Annotated in this window: 15 protein-coding genes; 9 read left to right on the top strand and 6 right to left on the bottom strand. The window is 60.7% G+C overall.

The features are described from left to right. Window positions 1-239: 239 nt before the first annotated feature. Window positions 240-1,292, bottom strand: coding sequence for an ADP-ribosylglycohydrolase family protein (locus tag D3M70_RS06320; protein ID WP_120125009.1), 1,053 nt, complete (start codon window positions 1,290-1,292; stop codon window positions 240-242). A gap of 10 nt (window positions 1,293-1,302) precedes the next feature. After that, a complete protein-coding gene (locus D3M70_RS06315; RefSeq protein WP_120125053.1) occupies window positions 1,303-1,557 on the bottom strand; it encodes a hypothetical protein in 255 nt (84 codons plus the stop codon). A gap of 120 nt (window positions 1,558-1,677) precedes the next feature. Here D3M70_RS06315 and D3M70_RS06310 point away from each other — a divergent pair, with 120 nt between their 5' ends. Continuing rightward, complete coding sequence (locus D3M70_RS06310) at window positions 1,678-2,550, top strand: WYL domain-containing protein (RefSeq protein ID WP_120125008.1); 873 nt, start codon at window positions 1,678-1,680, stop codon at window positions 2,548-2,550. A gap of 37 nt (window positions 2,551-2,587) precedes the next feature. On the opposite strand, the gene D3M70_RS06305 is transcribed toward D3M70_RS06310, so the two are convergent. The 3 genes from D3M70_RS06305 to D3M70_RS06295 form a co-directional block, all read right to left on the bottom strand. Beyond that, window positions 2,588-3,469: a LysR family transcriptional regulator gene (locus D3M70_RS06305; protein WP_120125007.1), complete on the bottom strand. Its 882-nt coding sequence runs from the start codon at window positions 3,467-3,469 to the stop codon at window positions 2,588-2,590. A gap of 58 nt (window positions 3,470-3,527) precedes the next feature. Further along, a complete protein-coding gene (locus D3M70_RS06300; protein ID WP_120125006.1) occupies window positions 3,528-4,280 on the bottom strand; it encodes an Asp/Glu racemase in 753 nt (250 codons plus the stop codon). A gap of 117 nt (window positions 4,281-4,397) precedes the next feature. Continuing rightward, window positions 4,398-5,354 carry a LysR family transcriptional regulator gene (locus D3M70_RS06295; protein ID WP_120125005.1) on the bottom strand — a complete coding sequence of 319 codons (957 nt, stop codon included), beginning with the start codon at window positions 5,352-5,354 and terminating at the stop codon, window positions 4,398-4,400. 121 nt (window positions 5,355-5,475) lie between these two features. Between D3M70_RS06295 and D3M70_RS06290 the strand changes: the two genes are divergently transcribed. Both D3M70_RS06290 and D3M70_RS06285 read left to right on the top strand, forming a co-directional pair. Further along, the gene (locus D3M70_RS06290; RefSeq protein ID WP_120125004.1) at window positions 5,476-6,657 is read left to right on the top strand and encodes a fumarylacetoacetate hydrolase family protein; all 1,182 of its coding nucleotides are present in this window, start codon (window positions 5,476-5,478) and stop codon (window positions 6,655-6,657) included. 48 nt (window positions 6,658-6,705) lie between these two features. Continuing rightward, window positions 6,706-8,490, top strand: coding sequence for an IlvD/Edd family dehydratase (locus D3M70_RS06285; protein ID WP_120125003.1), 1,785 nt, complete (start codon window positions 6,706-6,708; stop codon window positions 8,488-8,490). 152 nt (window positions 8,491-8,642) lie between these two features. Here D3M70_RS06285 and D3M70_RS06280 read toward each other — a convergent pair whose 3' ends face one another. After that, window positions 8,643-9,548 (bottom strand): LysR family transcriptional regulator, encoded by a 906-nt coding sequence (locus D3M70_RS06280; protein WP_120125002.1) that lies wholly within the window; start codon window positions 9,546-9,548, stop codon window positions 8,643-8,645. 108 nt (window positions 9,549-9,656) lie between these two features. On the opposite strand from D3M70_RS06280, the gene D3M70_RS06275 reads away from it, so the two are divergent. The 6 genes from D3M70_RS06275 to D3M70_RS06250 all read left to right on the top strand — a co-directional run bounded on the left by D3M70_RS06275 (window position 9,657) and on the right by D3M70_RS06250 (window position 16,901). After that, window positions 9,657-10,664: a zinc-binding alcohol dehydrogenase family protein gene (locus D3M70_RS06275; protein ID WP_120125001.1), complete on the top strand. Its 1,008-nt coding sequence runs from the start codon at window positions 9,657-9,659 to the stop codon at window positions 10,662-10,664. A 105-nt stretch (window positions 10,665-10,769) separates the two neighbouring features. After that, complete coding sequence (gene nfsB / locus D3M70_RS06270; RefSeq protein WP_120125000.1) at window positions 10,770-11,423, top strand: oxygen-insensitive NAD(P)H nitroreductase; 654 nt, start codon at window positions 10,770-10,772, stop codon at window positions 11,421-11,423. 204 nt (window positions 11,424-11,627) lie between these two features. Beyond that, entirely contained in the window at window positions 11,628-11,870 is a 243-nt protein-coding gene (locus D3M70_RS06265; RefSeq protein WP_062384761.1) for an exodeoxyribonuclease VII small subunit, read from the top strand. Beyond that, complete coding sequence (ispA, locus tag D3M70_RS06260) at window positions 11,867-12,754, top strand: (2E,6E)-farnesyl diphosphate synthase (protein WP_120124999.1); 888 nt, start codon at window positions 11,867-11,869, stop codon at window positions 12,752-12,754. Before D3M70_RS06265 ends, ispA begins: the two co-directional genes overlap by 4 nt. A gap of 238 nt (window positions 12,755-12,992) precedes the next feature. Then, complete coding sequence (gene dxs / locus D3M70_RS06255; protein WP_120124998.1) at window positions 12,993-14,882, top strand: 1-deoxy-D-xylulose-5-phosphate synthase; 1,890 nt, start codon at window positions 12,993-12,995, stop codon at window positions 14,880-14,882. Window positions 14,883-15,017: 135 nt separating this feature from the next. Continuing rightward, entirely contained in the window at window positions 15,018-16,901 is a 1,884-nt protein-coding gene (locus tag D3M70_RS06250) for a TonB-dependent receptor domain-containing protein (RefSeq protein ID WP_120124997.1), read from the top strand. The last annotated feature ends 49 nt before the right edge of the window (window positions 16,902-16,950 follow it).

The following is a 16,950-nucleotide window of genomic DNA, read 5'->3' as shown; positions in this document are numbered from 1 at the left end:
CCAGCGCCGTGCGCTGGCTGGCAGATCCGGTGGAAAGGCGTTCTATCGACGCACCCACTCCCCAATCAAAAACCGCTCTAACCTGCTAGCCGCACGCATCTTCAAGTGTTCGTTTCCACACTTCCGACACGTCGCAACCCACTCCCCCGGTCGCAGGCAATCGCTCTGCGGTGCCACGGTCTTTTTCCAACCACAATCGCCGCATTCGAAGGTGAACGGCTGAGGTCTTACCGGCATGTTCAATCCCCTGGATACTCCGCTTCGATGACCTGATCGAACTCCCCGCCATACCCTGAATAATCCCGGGGCACGCGTTCAATATCCTCAGCAACTTTCTCGATCACGCCGCGCAGTTCAAGCTTCTCCAGCCAACGCGCTGGAATCGCTTCTGGCCCGTACTGAATCCCGAGCAGATGCCCGGCGATGAGGCCGGTGCTGTCGCTGTCGCCACTGTGGTTTACCGCGCTGATCACGCCTTGCTCGAACGATGTCGCTGTCAGCGCGCACCAGACGCCGATGGCCAGGGCTTCTTCGGCGATCCAGCCAGCGCCGAATTCGTCGATGCGTTCGGGAGTCGGTCGATAGCCTTCGTAGTAGTAAAAGAGCACGCGTTCGAGGAGGGTTCGGGTTTCTTCCAGGCCGGGTTTGTCGCCGTGCTCGGCGAGGCTTTCGGTGATGGCGTGTTCGAGGCTGTCCTGGCGGTCGGCGATTCGCTGAAGGATGTCGGCAAAAAGGCCAGCGGCCAGGTAGCCGGTTAGGTGCCCGTGTGTCAGACGACCGGAATCGGCGGCGTAGTCGAAGGCGTTGCCAAAAAAGGCACAGGGGGCGACACGCATGACTGCGCCACAGCCTTTGCTGTTGTTCTCGGCGAGGAAGCCGAAGTGTTTGCTGGCTTTGAGCGCATTGATGCAGGTGTTGCCGGGGGCGCGACGGGACCAGAGCGCGCGCTCGTTCACCAGCCAGCCATTGAGGCTGACGTGGGTGGCCGGCGGGTAATCCTGGGTCATCAGCCAGCGCAGCAGCGCGTGGTGAATGACGCTCGGGACGTGGCAAATGCCGCGTGAACTACCGCGCACATAAGCGCGCAGCAGGCCTTCGGCGGTGAAGAGCATCATTTGTGTGTCGTCCGTGACGGCGCCGACGCGACCGTATGCCGGCGTGAAGTCGCGGATGCCCTGTGCGCCGAAGGTGGCACGGATGGCATTCCATTCGAGGAATTCGACGGGCGCGCCCAATGCGTCGCCCACTGCGCCACCGAGCAGGCAGCCTTTGATCCGTTCGAGTCTGTTCATGTGTGTTTCCTTACGCTGCCGGAATCAGTGCTTGCAACAACTCCAGCTTTCTTCTCAACTGTTCGACGTGGGCCTTTTCCGCACGCAGCGCCGAACGCAGTTCCTTGTTCTCCACTTCCTGTATCTGCGCCCAGCGGGTGGAGGTTTTGCAGTCCAGGAGCAACTGCCAGATGTCCTGCAGCTTCAGATACTGAATCAGCATCACTGCGGCGATCGCCGCCATCGTCAACAAAGCCCCTGTCGAAATCGCATCCGACGTTGTCATGTCCACTTCCTTTTTACCGGTTCGCTTCATCGCGAAGACGAGCCAAGAATATGTAGTGTTTCCTTACACGTATAGAATGTAGACTTATACAGGTAAACAAATCACGCACATGGAGCGGTCATGAAACGCACGCAAGACATCAAGCAGGTTCGCTGGGATATGGCACTTCGCTACCGCTTGATCGAGACCGTTGCATGGTGGGAAGGCCGGCTGACCACGGGACACCTGATCCAGAGCTTCGGAATCAGCCGTCAGCAGGCGTCGAAAGACATCAATACGTACATCAACGAACATGCGTCTGAAAATCTTACATATGACAAGAAACTGAAGGGCTATGTACCGAGTGAAGACTTCACGCCGCTGTTCATCGACGACAGTGCCAACGCCTACCTGCACCTGCTGAATCAGACCCACTCCCGCGCGCCGCACATCGAAGGCCTGGCGCTGGCGTATGCGCATACCAAGGTGCTGGAGGTGCCGGATCGCACCATACGGCCCGAAGTCCTGCGCCCGCTGCTCAAGGCCTGCCGGGACAGTGAGGTGATTTCGGTGGAGTACGTGTCACTCGCCAATCCGATTCCGGAAACCCGCCTGATCGCGCCGCACACGCTCATCTATACCGGCATGCGCTGGCACGTTCGGGCCTATTGCGAGAAGAACCGCATGTACCGCGATTTCGTCTTGAGCCGGTTGCGCGGACGCCCCGAGTACGAACACAAGACCGAAAACCTGATCGATGCGGATGAGGACTGGAAGACTGAGGTCGCGGTGATCATCGAGCCTGACTCGCGCCTAAAGCCGGAGCAGAAGGCGATCATCGAAGCCGATTTCGGCATGCAGAACGGCGTGCTGGAGATTCCGACGCGTCGGGCGCTGGTGAAGTATGTGTTGCAGCGATTCCAGATCGATCCGAAAAAGCTCGACCCGAAAGCTGCAGCGCAGCAGATCGTGGTGAAGAATCTGGATGAGTTGAAGCCCTGGCTTTATGAGTAACTCGCAGAGTCGCTCCCGCGGCTTCGCGTAGCCACGACTATCCGCCCAACAAATGCTCCAGAAACAGCTGCGCCGCTGTGGATAAACCTGCCCGCGATCTCACGCACACTGAGAGCTCGCGGCTGGCCCAGTCCTCGTTCAAATGCACGGCGGTCGCGCCGTCCATCTTGTAAATCTCCACGCTCCCCGCCGGCATGATGCCGATTCCGACACCGGCCTGAACCATCAGGCAGAGCGCGTCATAGCTCGAAACTTCCATACGGATTTTCAGCGAGCGGCCCAGATCATTGGCCGCTTTGATCAGCTGGAAGTTGAGGTGCGTGCCGCTGCGCAGCGTGACGTATTCGTGGTCCAGGGTTTCGTTGAAACCGACGGATTCTCTCCCGGCCAGCGGGTGATCGTTGGGCACCAGCAAGACCAGGCGGTCGGTGCGAAACGGGAAGACCTCAATGTCGGCGCCATGGGGCAGGCGCGTGAAGATGCCGATGTCAGCGCGGTTTTCCGCCACGGCTTTGGTGATCGCCAGGCTCTGCTGCTCTTCAAGGCCGACGTTGATCAGCGGATACAGCGCCATGAACGATTTGATCAGGCTCGGCATGAACTGGGTGATCGCGGAAATGTTGGCCAGCACATGGACCGAGCCGCGACGCCCATGGGAGTAGTCGCGCATCTGCACGACGATTTCGTTGAGGTTGTTCAGGGCGCTGCGGGCCATGAACAGCAACGACAGACCCGCGTCAGTCGGCGTGATGCCCTTGTTGGTGCGGTTGAGCAGTCGAGAGTCGAGCAACTCTTCCAGCTCGCTCAGTCGCTTGCTCACCGCTGCCGCCGCAATGTGTTCTCGCTTGGCGGCGGCTGCGATGGTGCCTTCTTCGACGACACTGACGAACAGGCGCAACGAGACGGGATCGAGCTTCATGTGAGGTACCGGGCGTGCTGGCCAGAATGGCCGCCATAGTACCTCGTCCGTCATCGACTCAGAACGCGCCGGACAACAGATGCCCTGCGTTCGGCACCTGGGCCTTCAGACCGAGGGTCTTGAGCATCTGATAGACAGTGGCGACCGACGCCGACAGCACTGGCTTGTCGAGACGATCCTGTACGACCTGGATAGCAGGCAGAGACGGCATCTGCACACAGCACGACAGCACCACGCCATCGGCTTGTCCGATGTTCAACTTGTCGGCATGGGCGACCAGGTTCATGGGGTCCAGACGGCCGACCTCAAGGTTGTCTGAAACTTCCAGGCTAATGGAATCGACCACTTCGATACCGGCCGCTTCGATGTAGTCGATGACCTGTTGGGTCAGCGGTTTCATGTACGGCGTGATGATCGAGACCTTCTTGTAGTTCAGCAGGTTCAGGCTGTCGATCAGAGCGCCAGCAGAGCTGAGCACCGGCGCATTCGACTTGTTGCCAACGACAGTTTTGCCGAGGCGCTCCTGCGAGACTTTATGATACCCCGCGCCCTGGCACATGATCGCCACCAGACACGCGTAGGCCATGACATCCACACGCGCATCGCTCAGCTCCAGCGCGCAACGGTCGCTGTCGATGTCCATCTTTTTCAGCTCTTCGGGGCTGACATGCATCATGCGCATGCGCGAGGAATGGAACGTGAAACGCTCTTGCGGAAACAGCGAATAGCGCGAGGTCAGCATCGCCGGAATTTCGGTTTCCATGGTGGTGTTGGAGCTGGGGACGATTTGGCCGATTCGAAAGTTTTTCATGAAGTGCTCCTTTCATTTCGCCTGGGGCGAGGGGTCAAGTGCGACCGATGTTAGGAGTGACGACAAAGGGCGTATATCAGGCATTGGCGAGCCTGCCATCGCGGATGGCGATGGCAACTACAAGGGGAGCACGCTCTCGCCCGAAGACTGCGCATTCGCCAGCAGGATCTCGGCAAACTCCGACGCGGCGCCCAGAAGCGGCTCACCTCGGCGCGTCAGAATTCCGTAATCCTGGGGCGCCAGTTTCAGCGGCGTGTTCAGCACTTTCAGCAGCCCGGTGTCGAGATGTGGTTGAGCCATGGAAGCGGGCAGCATGGCGATCATCGGGCCGGACTGCAGGACCTGCAGGAAGGTCTGCATGGAGATGGTATCGATGGTGTTCTTTGGCGTAGGGATGCCGGCTTGGGCAAAGGCCTGCTCCATGCGAGCGCGAATCGGCGTACCCACCGGGTAGAGAATCCACGGCCATTTGCCCAGCTCCTGCAACGGCGTTTGCTCCAGTTCCGTCAAGGGATGACGACTGTTGACCACCATGCAGAACGGCTCTGGCGCCAGCGCCTGGAAATCATAGACCTGCTGCTGGTTTTCATCGGTGTAACGGGCCACCGCCAGATCGAGCTTCTTGTCGTCCAGCATCTCCATCAGGTGATCGCTGGTCTGCTCAACGATCTCGATGGACAACAGCGGCCAGCGCTGCTTGAGCTGGACGATGGCATCCGGCAACACCACCGCGGTGGCCGCGAAGATCGCACCCACCTTGAGAAACCCATGCCCGCCTTCGCGCAGGCTGCTGATCTGATCGACGAATTTGTTCGCGTCGTTCAGCGCGATCTGCGCGTAGCGCACCACATGCTCGCCCAGTGCCGTGGGCGGCATATTGCGCGGCAAGCGCTCGAACAGATCGAAGCCCATCAACCGCTCGATCTCGCGCAGCATCTTGCTGACCGCAGGCTGGCTGAGGTTCATGTGCTGCGCGGCTGCGTGCATGTTGCGGGTACGCGCCAACGTGTCGATGAGCACCAGATGCTTGAACTTCAGCCAATTACAGACCGTCGAGAAGGAAATGTCAGACATGAGAGCGCCTCAATTCGCGATAACCCAGTGTTATCGATAATTGAGCAGATGTCATTGGAGTTTATCGGCGCGGCTGATTAGTGTCGGCAGAACAAGCATAAAAATCATTGAGGACTCGCCCATGCCCATTCATCTCACCCCTGAAAATACCTTGCCAGCCGACGGCCTGAACGGCACGTTGATTGGCCGTGCCTGGGTGCCCGGCAAGGTCAGCGGGCCTTCGCCCGTGGTGTTGCGCAGTGACGGGGTGTTCGATTTATCGGCGCGCTTCGCGACCCTGAGCGAGTTGCTGGAATCCGAGTCCCCACTCAAGGCGGTACGCGAAACCCAGGGCACGTTGATCGCCAGCGTTGAAGAACTGCTGGCCAATTCGACCGCCAGTCCTGATACAAGCAAGCCTTTCCTGCTCGCCCCCGCCGACCTGCAAGTCATCAAGGCGGCCGGGGTGACCTTCGCCGCCAGCATGATCGAACGGGTCATCGAAGAACAGGCCGCAGGCGACCCGGCCAAAGCGCAAAACGTGCGCGCCATCGTGCACAACGCAATTGGCGACAACCTGCGCAGCATCAAGCCGGGCTCCGAGCAGGCCAGCACACTCAAGGCGTTGCTGATCGAGCAGAAAATGTGGTCGCAATACCTGGAAGTGGGCATCGGCCCGGACGCGGAAATCTTCACCAAAGCACCGGTGCTTGCGGCAGTCGGCAGCGGCAGTCAGATCGGTATTCATCCCAAGTCCGAATGGAACAACCCGGAGCCAGAAGTGGTATTGGCCGTGAACAGCCGCGGCACGATTCATGGCGCAACCCTGGGCAACGACGTCAATCTTCGTGATTTCGAAGGCCGCAGCGCGCTGCTCTTGAGCAAAGCCAAGGACAACAACGCCTCATGCTCAATCGGCCCGTTCATTCGCCTGTTCGACGAAACGTTTTCCATGGACGATGTGCGCAACTGCGTCGTGGATCTGCAGGTCAAAGGCGACGATGGCTACGTCATGAAGGGTTCGAGCTCGATGTCGCAGATCAGCCGCGATCCTGAAGACATTGCCGCACAGACCTTGAACGCCAACCATCAATATCCCGATGGCTTCCTGCTCTATCTGGGCACTCTCTTCGCTCCGACAGAAGATCGCGATCACGTCGGCGGCGGTTTCACCCACAAGCTCGGGGATCAGGTCAGTATCAGCAGTCGCCTGCTCGGCGGTCTGCACAATGAAGTGACCCACAGCAGTCAGGCGACGCCGTGGACCTTCGGGGTTGGCGCGTTGATTCGCAACCTCGCGGCGCGCGATCTGCTGACGCGCTGACCGCCAAGGGACATCGCACGACCCACAATTCCAAGAGAGACCCGAATCATGTCCGATACGCCCAAACGCCCCCTGCGCAGCCAGCAATGGTTCGACGACCCGGATCACGCCGACATGACCGCGCTCTATGTCGAGCGCTACATGAACTACGGCCTGACCCGCGAAGAACTGCAATCCGGCCGCCCGATCATCGGCATCGCCCAGACCGGCAGCGACCTTGCGCCGTGCAATCGGCATCACCTGGAGCTTGCTCAACGGGTAAAGGCCGGGATTCGCGATGCGGGCGGGATTCCCATGGAGTTTCCGGTGCATCCCATGGCCGAGCAAACGCGCCGTCCGACCGCTGCGCTGGATCGAAATCTGGCGTATCTGGGCCTCGTCGAAATCCTCCATGGCTACCCACTCGACGGCGTAGTTCTGACCACTGGCTGCGACAAAACCACCCCGGCCTGTCTGATGGCCGCCGCCACCACTGACCTGCCAGCCATCGTGCTGTCCGGCGGGCCGATGCTCGACGGCCGCCATAAAGGTGAACTGATCGGTTCCGGGACGGTGCTCTGGCATGCGCGCAATCTGCTGTCGGCGGGCGAGATCAATTACGAAGGCTTCATGGAGATGACCACCGCAGCATCGCCTTCGGTGGGCCACTGCAACACCATGGGTACAGCGCTGTCGATGAACGCGCTGGCCGAAGCGCTGGGCATGTCATTGCCCGGCTGCGCGAGCATTCCAGCGGCTTACCGCGAGCGCGGCCAGATGGCCTACATGACCGGCAAACGCATTTGTGATCTGGTGCGCGAGGACGTTCGTCCCTCGCAGATCATGACCCGCGAAGCGTTCGAGAACGCGATTGCGGTGGCCTCGGCGTTGGGCGCATCGAGTAACTGTCCGCCCCACCTGATCGCCATCGCGCGCCACATGGGCGTGGATTTGAGCCTGAGCGACTGGCAGCGCATCGGCGAAGACGTCCCGTTGCTGGTCAATTGCATGCCCGCCGGGAAATACCTGGGGGAAGGTTTCCACCGCGCCGGCGGCGTTCCGGCCGTGATGCACGAACTGCAAAAAGCCGGAAAGCTGCATGAAGACTGTGGCTCGGTCTCGGGAAAAACCATCGGTGAGATCGTGCGCAATGCCGTTGCCCATGACGCCGACGTGATTCGCCCCTACGAAGATCCGCTCAAGCACCGCGCCGGTTTCATCGTGCTCAGCGGCAACTTCTTCGACAGCGCGATCATGAAGATGGCGGTGGTCGGCGAGGCGTTTCGCAAGACCTATCTGTCGGAGCCCGGCGCGGAGAACAGCTTCGAAGCGCGAGCGATTGTGTTCGAAGGCCCCGAGGACTATCACGCACGCATCAACGATCCTTCGCTGGACATCGATGAGCGCTGCATTCTGGTGATTCGCGGTGCCGGCACGGTGGGCTACCCGGGCAGTGCGGAAGTGGTGAACATGGCGCCACCGGCCGAGCTGATCAAGCGCGGTGTCGACTCATTGCCGTGCCTGGGCGATGGTCGTCAGAGCGGCACATCGGCCAGCCCGTCGATCCTCAATATGTCGCCAGAGGCAGCCGTCGGAGGGGGGCTGGCGCTGCTGAAAACCAACGACCGGCTGCGTGTGGACTTGAACAACCGCAGCGTCAACGTGCTGGTCAGCGACGAAGAAATGGCCGAGCGCCGCGCGCAGTTCGAACCGAAAATGCCTGCTTCGCAAACCCCTTGGCAGGAGCTGTACCGGCAGCTGGTCGGGCAGTTATCCACCGGAGGTTGCCTGGAGCCGGCAACCTTGCATTTGCGAGTGATCGCCAGAAGCGGCGAGCCTCGGCATTCGCATTGAGCCAGCCGGTTTGATCGGACTGCACCAACAACCTGCAGGAGCGCGCTTGCCTTTGAAAGACTCATCTATCGACAACAATACGTCGAATGGACCCGGTCTTCGCGGGCAAGCGCGCGCCTATAGGATTCGGCTCGATCTTGCGATTGAGCCATTTACAACATCTTCGGCAACCCCTTCTCCATCCCCACAAACTTTGCCTTCAACATCGAGTGCAACTGCTGCACGGCGGGCGAAAACTGTTTGCGGTGTGGATAAACCAGATTCACTGGCGCGGGTTCGCCGGGATAATCCGGGAGCAACAATTCGAGCCTTCCCGCCAGCACGTCCTCCCGCACGTCCACCCACGACTTGTACGCGATGCCCTCGCCAGCCACCGCCCATCGACGCACCAGATCCGCGTCGTCGGTGAGCAGTGGGCCGGAAACGCTAAAGACCCGACCGCCCACCGGCCATTTGTCATAGACCCGCCCATGGAGGATGTACATGAGGCAGTCGTGGCGCAGCAGATCATCGGACACCTGCGGGCGACCCTTGCGCGCCAGGTAGTCGGGCGATGCCACCAGCACCCGGCGATTCCACGCAGCGAGCGGCAAGGCAATGTAGTTGGCGTCTTCGATCACGCCGCTGCGAATCGCCACATCCACCGGATCCCGAAAAATGTCAGCCACCTGATCGGAGACGAACAGGCGCAGCGTCAGCGCGGGGTGCTGCCGACGAAAATCGCTCAGCCACTCCAACATCACATTGCGCCCCAGATCGGACGGCATCGCCACTTGCAACGAGCCTTGCAGTTCCGAACTCTCGCGACGCAGCTTCTCCCGCCCCTCTCTCAAGGCGTCGAGCACGGCCTGCGCGGTCGGCAAGTATTGCTCGCCTTCAGCGGTCAGGCGCAGGCTGCGGGTGGAGCGGGCGAACAGGCGAATGTCCAGCTCGCGCTCCAGACGCTTGATAGCAGCAGCCACCTGCCCCGGCAACAGATCCACTTCTCGCGCCGCATTGGAAAAGCTGCCCAGCGCAGCGGTACGAAGGAATAGCGCCAGATCATCAATGCGGATCATTTTCACTCCAGCTGTGAAAGTGTTGACGCATTGTGCGGGTTTTTCCCAGCGATGGAGAAGAACAAGATAGACCCAACTTTTAGCCATTTGCATTCACAAGAGAACGCCATGAAAGCCATCGCTTTTACCCAGCACGGTCTGCCCATCGAAGATCCCAAATCACTGATGGACATGGACCTTCCAAAACCGACGCCCGGCCCCCGCGATCTGCTGGTCGAAGTCCGCGCAATTTCGGTCAACCCGGTGGACACCAAGATCCGTGCAGGCTCGGCGGCCACTGATCCGAAGGTTGTGGGCTGGGACGCGGTCGGAATCGTTCGCGAAACCGGTAGCGACGTCACGCTGTTCAAGGCCGGAGACGAGGTCTTCTACGCAGGCTCCATTGCACGCCCCGGCAACTACAGCGAATTCCACCTGGTGGATGAGCGCATCGTCGGCAGCAAGCCCAAATCCATCGACAATGCCCACGCTGCTGCACTTCCGCTCACCTCGATCACCGCCTGGGAGTTGCTGTTCGACCGCCTTGGCGTAAAGGAAGGTGGTGGTGAAGGCGACAGCCTGCTGATCATCGGCGCAGGCGGTGGCGTGGGATCGATTCTGGTCCAACTGGCCCGTCAACTGACCAGACTGACCGTCATCGGCACCGCTTCACGCCCGCAAACCCAGGAGTGGGTGAAAAGCCTTGGCGCACATCACGTGATCGACCATAGCCAACCGCTGGTGGAGCAGCTGGAAAAGATCGGCGTCGGCCAGGTCAGCCATGTCGCCAGCCTTACCCACACCGACTGCTACTTCCCGCAGCTGATCGAAGCCCTGCGTCCACAAGGGCAACTGGCGCTGATCGACGACCCGAAAACCCTCGACGTGGTGCCGATGAAACGCAAGGCGCTGTCGCTGCACTGGGAACTGATGTTCACCCGCTCGCTGTATGAAACCCCGGACATGATCGCCCAGCATGAGCTGCTCAATCGCGTATCGGCCCTGATCGACCAAGGCGTGCTCAAGACCACTTTGGGCGAGCACTTCGGCGCCATCAACGCCGCAAACCTGCGTCGCGCCCACGCTGTGATCGAAAGCGGCAAGGCCCGCGGCAAGATCGTGCTCGAAGGGTTCTGATCCAACTGTTCATCCAACTTGCTGCATGTGAAGATCGGCGCCCCGTCGGCGCCGGCTTTCGCCCCTCATTTCTCACTTCGGCACTTTTTACTCAGGAGATCACCCGTGCAACTTACCGCACTTGCCAAATCCCGCTACACCACCAAGGCGTTCGACAACAGCCGCAAGATTCCGCAGGAAACCATCGAGAGCCTGCTCGACCAGTTGCGTCACAGCCCTTCATCGGTGAACTCCCAGCCATGGCATTTCATCGTCGCGTCTGACGAGCAGGGCAAGGCACGTCTGGCAAAGGGTGCAGAAGGGGGATTTGCCTACAACGAAGCCAAGATCCTCAATGCCTCCCACGCCATCGTCCTGTGCACTCGTACTGAAATGACGGAAGAGCACCTGCAAAGCGTGCTCGCGCAAGAGGAGCAGGACGGGCGTTTCCCGAATGCCGACGCCAAGGCCGGACAGAACAACAGCCGTCGTGGCTACGTGAACATGCACAAGCATGACCTCAAAGACGTACAGCACTGGATGGAAAAGCAGACCTATCTGGCCCTCGGCACCCTGCTGCTGGGCGCTGCATCGCTGGGTCTGGACGCCACGCCGATGGAAGGATTCGACTTCAAGAAACTCGACGCCGAACTGGGCCTGCGCGAGAAGGGTTTCACCAGTCTGGTCATCGTCGCGCTGGGGTATCGCAGCGACACCGACTTCAACGCCAAGCTGCCGAAGTCGCGTCTGCCGGCCGAGACGGTGTTTACCTATCTATGAATCTGTAATGGCGTAGCAGCACGGCTTGCCGGCGGTATCGATCTTGAGAACGCCGCCGCCGGCAAGCCGTGCTGCTACGCAGTGAAGTCGCTGGCGAGCGGTTGTTTGGCGCGAACTACCCATTCCACCCGGCACCTCTCATTTGCCCCAATGCCCTCGCTCTGCTAGTGTCGCGCCGGTTTAACGTCTACCGGGATAGCCGCCATGGCCCGCAAGAAAGCTGCACTGGATTTCGAACAGTCCCTCACGGATTTGCAAACGCTGGTCGAGCGTCTGGAGAACGGCGAGCTGTCGCTGGAAGATTCGTTGACGGCCTTTGAACAAGGAATTCGCCTGACCCGCGAATGCCAGAGCGCCTTGGCGCAGGCCGAGCAGAAGGTCCAGGTACTGCTGGAGCGCGATGGCGAACTGGCAGAGGAACCCTTCGACGCGGAACAACCCGAATGATCGCCGAATATCAGGCCCTCAGTCAGGCTCGCGTCAACGCGGCGCTCGACAGCCTGTTCAACGCCCCGGCCCCCGAACTGAACCGCCTTTACGAAGCCATGCGCTACAGCGTCACCAATGGCGGCAAACGCGTGCGTCCGTTGTTGGTCTACGCCGCCTGCGAAGCTCTGGGTGGTGATGCAGAGCACGCCAACGGCGCAGCCTGCGCGGTTGAATTGATTCACGCGTATTCGCTCGTACACGACGACCTGCCAGCCATGGACGACGACGATCTGCGTCGCGGCCTGCCGACCACTCACAAGGCCTTCGACGAAGCCTGCGCGATTCTGGCCGGTGATGGCCTGCAAAGCCTGGCGTTCAGCGTGCTGACCGACAGCAAGCTGACACCCCAGGACGCCAATACGCGGCTCAAGATGGTCGCCACCCTCGCCCACGCCGCAGGCCCTGCCGGCATGGTCGGCGGGCAAGCCATCGATCTGGGTTCGGTAGGCCTGAAGCTCGATCAGAGGGCGCTGGAATTCATGCACCGGCACAAGACCGGCGCATTGATCGAAGCGAGCGTCAAACTCGGCGCCCTGGCCAGCGGTCAGGCAACGCAGGTTCAACTCGACTCTCTACAGATCTACGCCCGCGCCATCGGCCTGGCGTTTCAGGTGCAGGACGACATTCTCGACGTCGAAAGCGATACCGCGACCCTCGGCAAACGCCAGGGCGCCGATATTGCCCGTGACAAGCCGACCTATCCTGCATTGCTGGGGCTCGAAGAAGCCAAGCAATACGCGCTGGAGCTGCGCGATCAGGCGTTGGTGGCCCTGCGACCTTTCGACGCGGCCGCAGAGCCGCTGCGCGCACTGGCGCGCTATATCGTCGAACGCCGCAACTGATCGTTCGGCTGCACCCTGTCCCGGCGCTCATCAAACAATGACCCGGCAAACACGCCCCGTAGCAGCACGGCTTGCTGGCGGTCTCGTCCGTAAGATCGCTACCGCCGGCAAGCCGTGCTGCTACAAGGCATGCTGCATTCCAACCACGCAGATTTGATCATCCATCGGCGGCTGTTCATGTGCAGCTTGCGATGCATCAGGTAAACTGCCGCCTCTTTTACTTATAACGATTCGCCTGATGCCCACGACGTTCAAAGAGATTCCCCGCGAGCGCCCGTCCACGCCACTGCTCGACAAAGCAGCGACGCCGGACGGCCTGCGCCGGTTAGGTGAAGCAGAGCTCGAAGCCCTGGCTGATGAACTGCGCCTGGAGCTGCTCTATACCGTTGGCCAGACCGGGGGACACTTCGGTGCCGGCCTTGGTGTCATTGAGCTGACCGTTGCCCTGCATTACGTCTTCGATACCCCCGATGACCGGCTGGTTTGGGACGTCGGGCATCAGGCGTATCCGCACAAGATCCTTACCGGTCGCCGTGAAAAGATGTCGACCCTGCGTCAGAAAGGCGGCGTGGCGGCGTTCCCGCGTCGCAGCGAGAGCGAGTACGACACCTTTGGCGTCGGTCACTCCAGCACCTCGATCAGCGCCGCGCTGGGCATGGCCATTGCCGCCCGGCTGCAAGGCAGCGAACGCAAGTCCATCGCCGTCATTGGTGACGGCGCGCTGACCGCGGGCATGGCCTTCGAGGCGTTGAACCACGCCCCCGAGGTCAACGCTGACATGCTGGTGATCCTCAACGACAACGACATGTCGATCTCGCGCAACGTCGGCGGGCTGTCGAACTATCTGGCGAAAATTCTTTCCAGCCGCACTTACGCCAGCATGCGCGAAGGCAGCAAGAAAGTGTTGTCGCGCCTTCCCGGCGCCTGGGAAATCGCCCGTCGCACCGAAGAGTACGCCAAAGGCATGCTGGTGCCCGGCACCCTGTTTGAAGAATTGGGCTGGAACTACATCGGCCCTATCGACGGCCACGATTTGCCGACGCTGATCGCCACCCTGCGCAACATGCGCGACCTCAAGGGCCCGCAGTTCCTGCATGTGGTCACCAAGAAGGGCAAGGGTTTCGCGCCAGCCGAAGTCGATCCGATCGGCTACCACGCCATCACCAAGCTCGACCCGCTGGATGCTCCCGCCGCGCCGAAAAAGGCCAGCGGACCGAAGTATTCCGGTGTGTTCGGCCAGTGGCTGTGCGACATGGCCGACGCCGATGAGCGTCTGGTCGGCATTACCCCGGCGATGAAAGAAGGCTCTGATCTGGTGGCGTTCAGCGAACGTTATCCGGAGCGCTATTTCGACGTCGCCATCGCCGAGCAGCATGCCGTGACGCTGGCCGCAGGCATGGCCTGTGAAGGCGCCAAACCGGTGGTGGCGATTTATTCGACTTTCCTGCAGCGCGGTTACGACCAACTCATTCACGACGTCGCGGTGCAGAACCTCGACGTGCTGTTCGCCATTGACCGCGCCGGTCTGGTCGGCGAAGACGGCCCGACCCATGCGGGCAGCTTCGATCTGTCCTACTTGCGCTGCATCCCCGGCATGCTGGTGATGACACCGAGTGACGAGAACGAACTGCGCAAAATGCTCAGCACCGGTCACCTGTTCAATGGCCCGGCCGCCGTGCGCTATCCGCGTGGCACCGGCCCGAACGCCGTGATCGACAGCAGCCTCGAGCCGCTGGAAATCGGCAAGGGGATCATCCGCCGTCAAGGCAGCAAAGTCGCCATGCTGGTGTTCGGCGTACAGCTGGCCGACGCGCTCAAGGTCGCTGAAAAGCTCAATGCCACCGTCGTCGACATGCGTTTCGTCAAACCCATGGACGAGGCGCTGGTGCGCGAAATGGCCGCCAGCCACGACCTGCTGGTGACCATCGAAGAAAACGCCATCATGGGCGGCGCGGGTGCTGCGGTCAGCGAGTTTCTGGCGCGGGAGAACATTCTCAAGTCGGTGCTGCATCTGGGCTTGCCGGATGTGTACGTCGAACACGCGAAGCCTGCACAGATGCTGGCTGAGTGTGGACTGGATGCGGAAGGGATCGAAGCGTCCATCACCGAGCGCCTGCGGAAAATCTAACCCCTGATCTGATCGTTCTCACGCTCTGCGTGGGAATGCATCCCATGACGCTCCGCGTCATTCTGCGCTGGACGCAGAGCGCCCGGGGCAGCGTTACCACGCGCAGCGTGGGAACGATCACTGAAACGAACGAACATGAACCTGCACCGCCTCGTCTTTGCCCTCTCGCTGCTACCCGTCACCCAAGCCTTCGCCGATCTGCCTGATCGGGAACAGGCCCTGAAACTGTCCGATGTGGTCATCAGTGCCAACCGTCAGGTTGAGCCGCGCGACGCCAGTACGGCCGCCAACACCGTGTTCACCCGCGACGACATCGAGCGCCTGCAACCCAGCAACGTGACCGACCTGCTCAATCGCGTGCCGGGCGTTCAGGTTTCACCAACCGGCGGACGGGGCAGTCTGCCGGGGATCTACATTCGCGGGACCAAAGCGGCGCAAAGTCTTGTGTTGGTCGACGGGCAGCGCATCGCCAACGCCACTTCCGCCGACAGCGCCTTGCAGTACCTCAACGTCGACCAGATCGAGCGTGTGGAAGTCCTGCGTGGTTCGCGCTCGGTGATCTATGGGGCGGACGCCATCGGCGGGGTCATTCAGATATTCACCCGGCGCGGCGCCGATCAGGGCCTCCAGGCGCGACTGCACAGCGGGTTTGGCAACCGTGACACCTGGCAGCAGAGCCTGGGTGTATCCGGTGGCGATGAGCAGACCCACTTCAATCTCAGCACCAGCCTCGACGAAACCGCCGGCATCGACCGCACTGGACCTTCCTTCTCCAGCGATGCAGACCACGATGCCTATCGCAACAAGTCCTACAGCGTGAACCTCAGCCATTGGCTGACCGACGATGTGGAAATCGGCTTCAACGCGCTGGATAACAAGGGCAAAACCGAATTCGACAACCCGTTCGGTCTGTTCGACCCCGTCACGTTCAACAGCGTCGGCCAGCAGCAATACAGTGATTTCGAACTGAGCACGCTCGGCACCTACCTGGATGCGCGAATCAACGACCGCTGGAAAACCCGCCTTGAACTCGGCCACAGCGAAAACCGCGAGAAGACCTTCGACAAGCTCAGCGACGACCGCTACGTGTTCAACACCTACCGAGATTCGGTGAACTGGCAGAACGACCTGACCCTCAATGATCGCAACAGCTTGATGCTGGGCGGCGATTGGTACGAAGACCGGGTCAACAGCAGCACGCCATTCGACGAAGACAGCCGCTGGAACCGGGCCGCGTTCATTCAGCATCGTTACAAGGGCAAAGGGTTTTCCACCGAACTGGGGCTGCGCCACGACGACAACCAGCAGTTCGGCAGCCAGAACACCTGGAGCGGCACGCTGACAGTGCCACTCAACGAAGCTAACGATGTGCTGCTTTCCTACAGCGAAGGCTTTCGCGCGCCCACGTTCAATGATCTGTATTACCCGGGGTTCAGCAACCCGAATCTCAAGGCCGAGCACTCCAAGAGCTACGAAGTGCAATGGCGCAGTCGGCTGAGCGACACTAGCAAACTTGAAGCGTCGCTGTATCGCACCGATCTGAAAGACGCGATTGCGCTAGACGCGGATTTCACCCCGCAGAACATTGGATCAGCGCGAATCAACGGCCTGGAAGCGTCGCTTGAGCAGCGACTGTTCGGCTGGACCGGCAAACTCGGCGCTTCGATCATCGACCCTCGAGACCGCGACACCGGCCACACGCTCAATCGCCGGGCGCGCCGTACGATGAATCTTGATCTTGATCGTCAGTTTGATCGCCTTGGCATCGGCGCCAGCTGGCAAGCGGTCAGCGACAGCTACAACGACGAAGCCAACACCCAGCGCATCGGCGGTTACCCGCTGTTCGGGTTGCGCAGCAGCTGGAAGGCCAGTGACGAAGTGAGGCCGGAGTTCAAGCTGGACAATGCGCTGGACAAGCACTACAGCCGCACGCTGTACAGCTATGACGGCAGCAATTACGGGTATCGCGAAGAAGGCCGGACCTGGATGTTCGGCGTGACTTGGACGCCGGAACTGTGACTGTTCACCTGTAGGAACGCGCTTGCCCGCGATGGTGGTGGGTCTGCGA

Origin of the sequence: Pseudomonas sp. LS-2, assembly GCF_003605735.1 — a bacterium.
Taxonomy (GTDB): domain Bacteria; phylum Pseudomonadota; class Gammaproteobacteria; order Pseudomonadales; family Pseudomonadaceae; genus Aquipseudomonas.
This window is presented reverse-complemented; position numbering and strand designations above follow the sequence as displayed.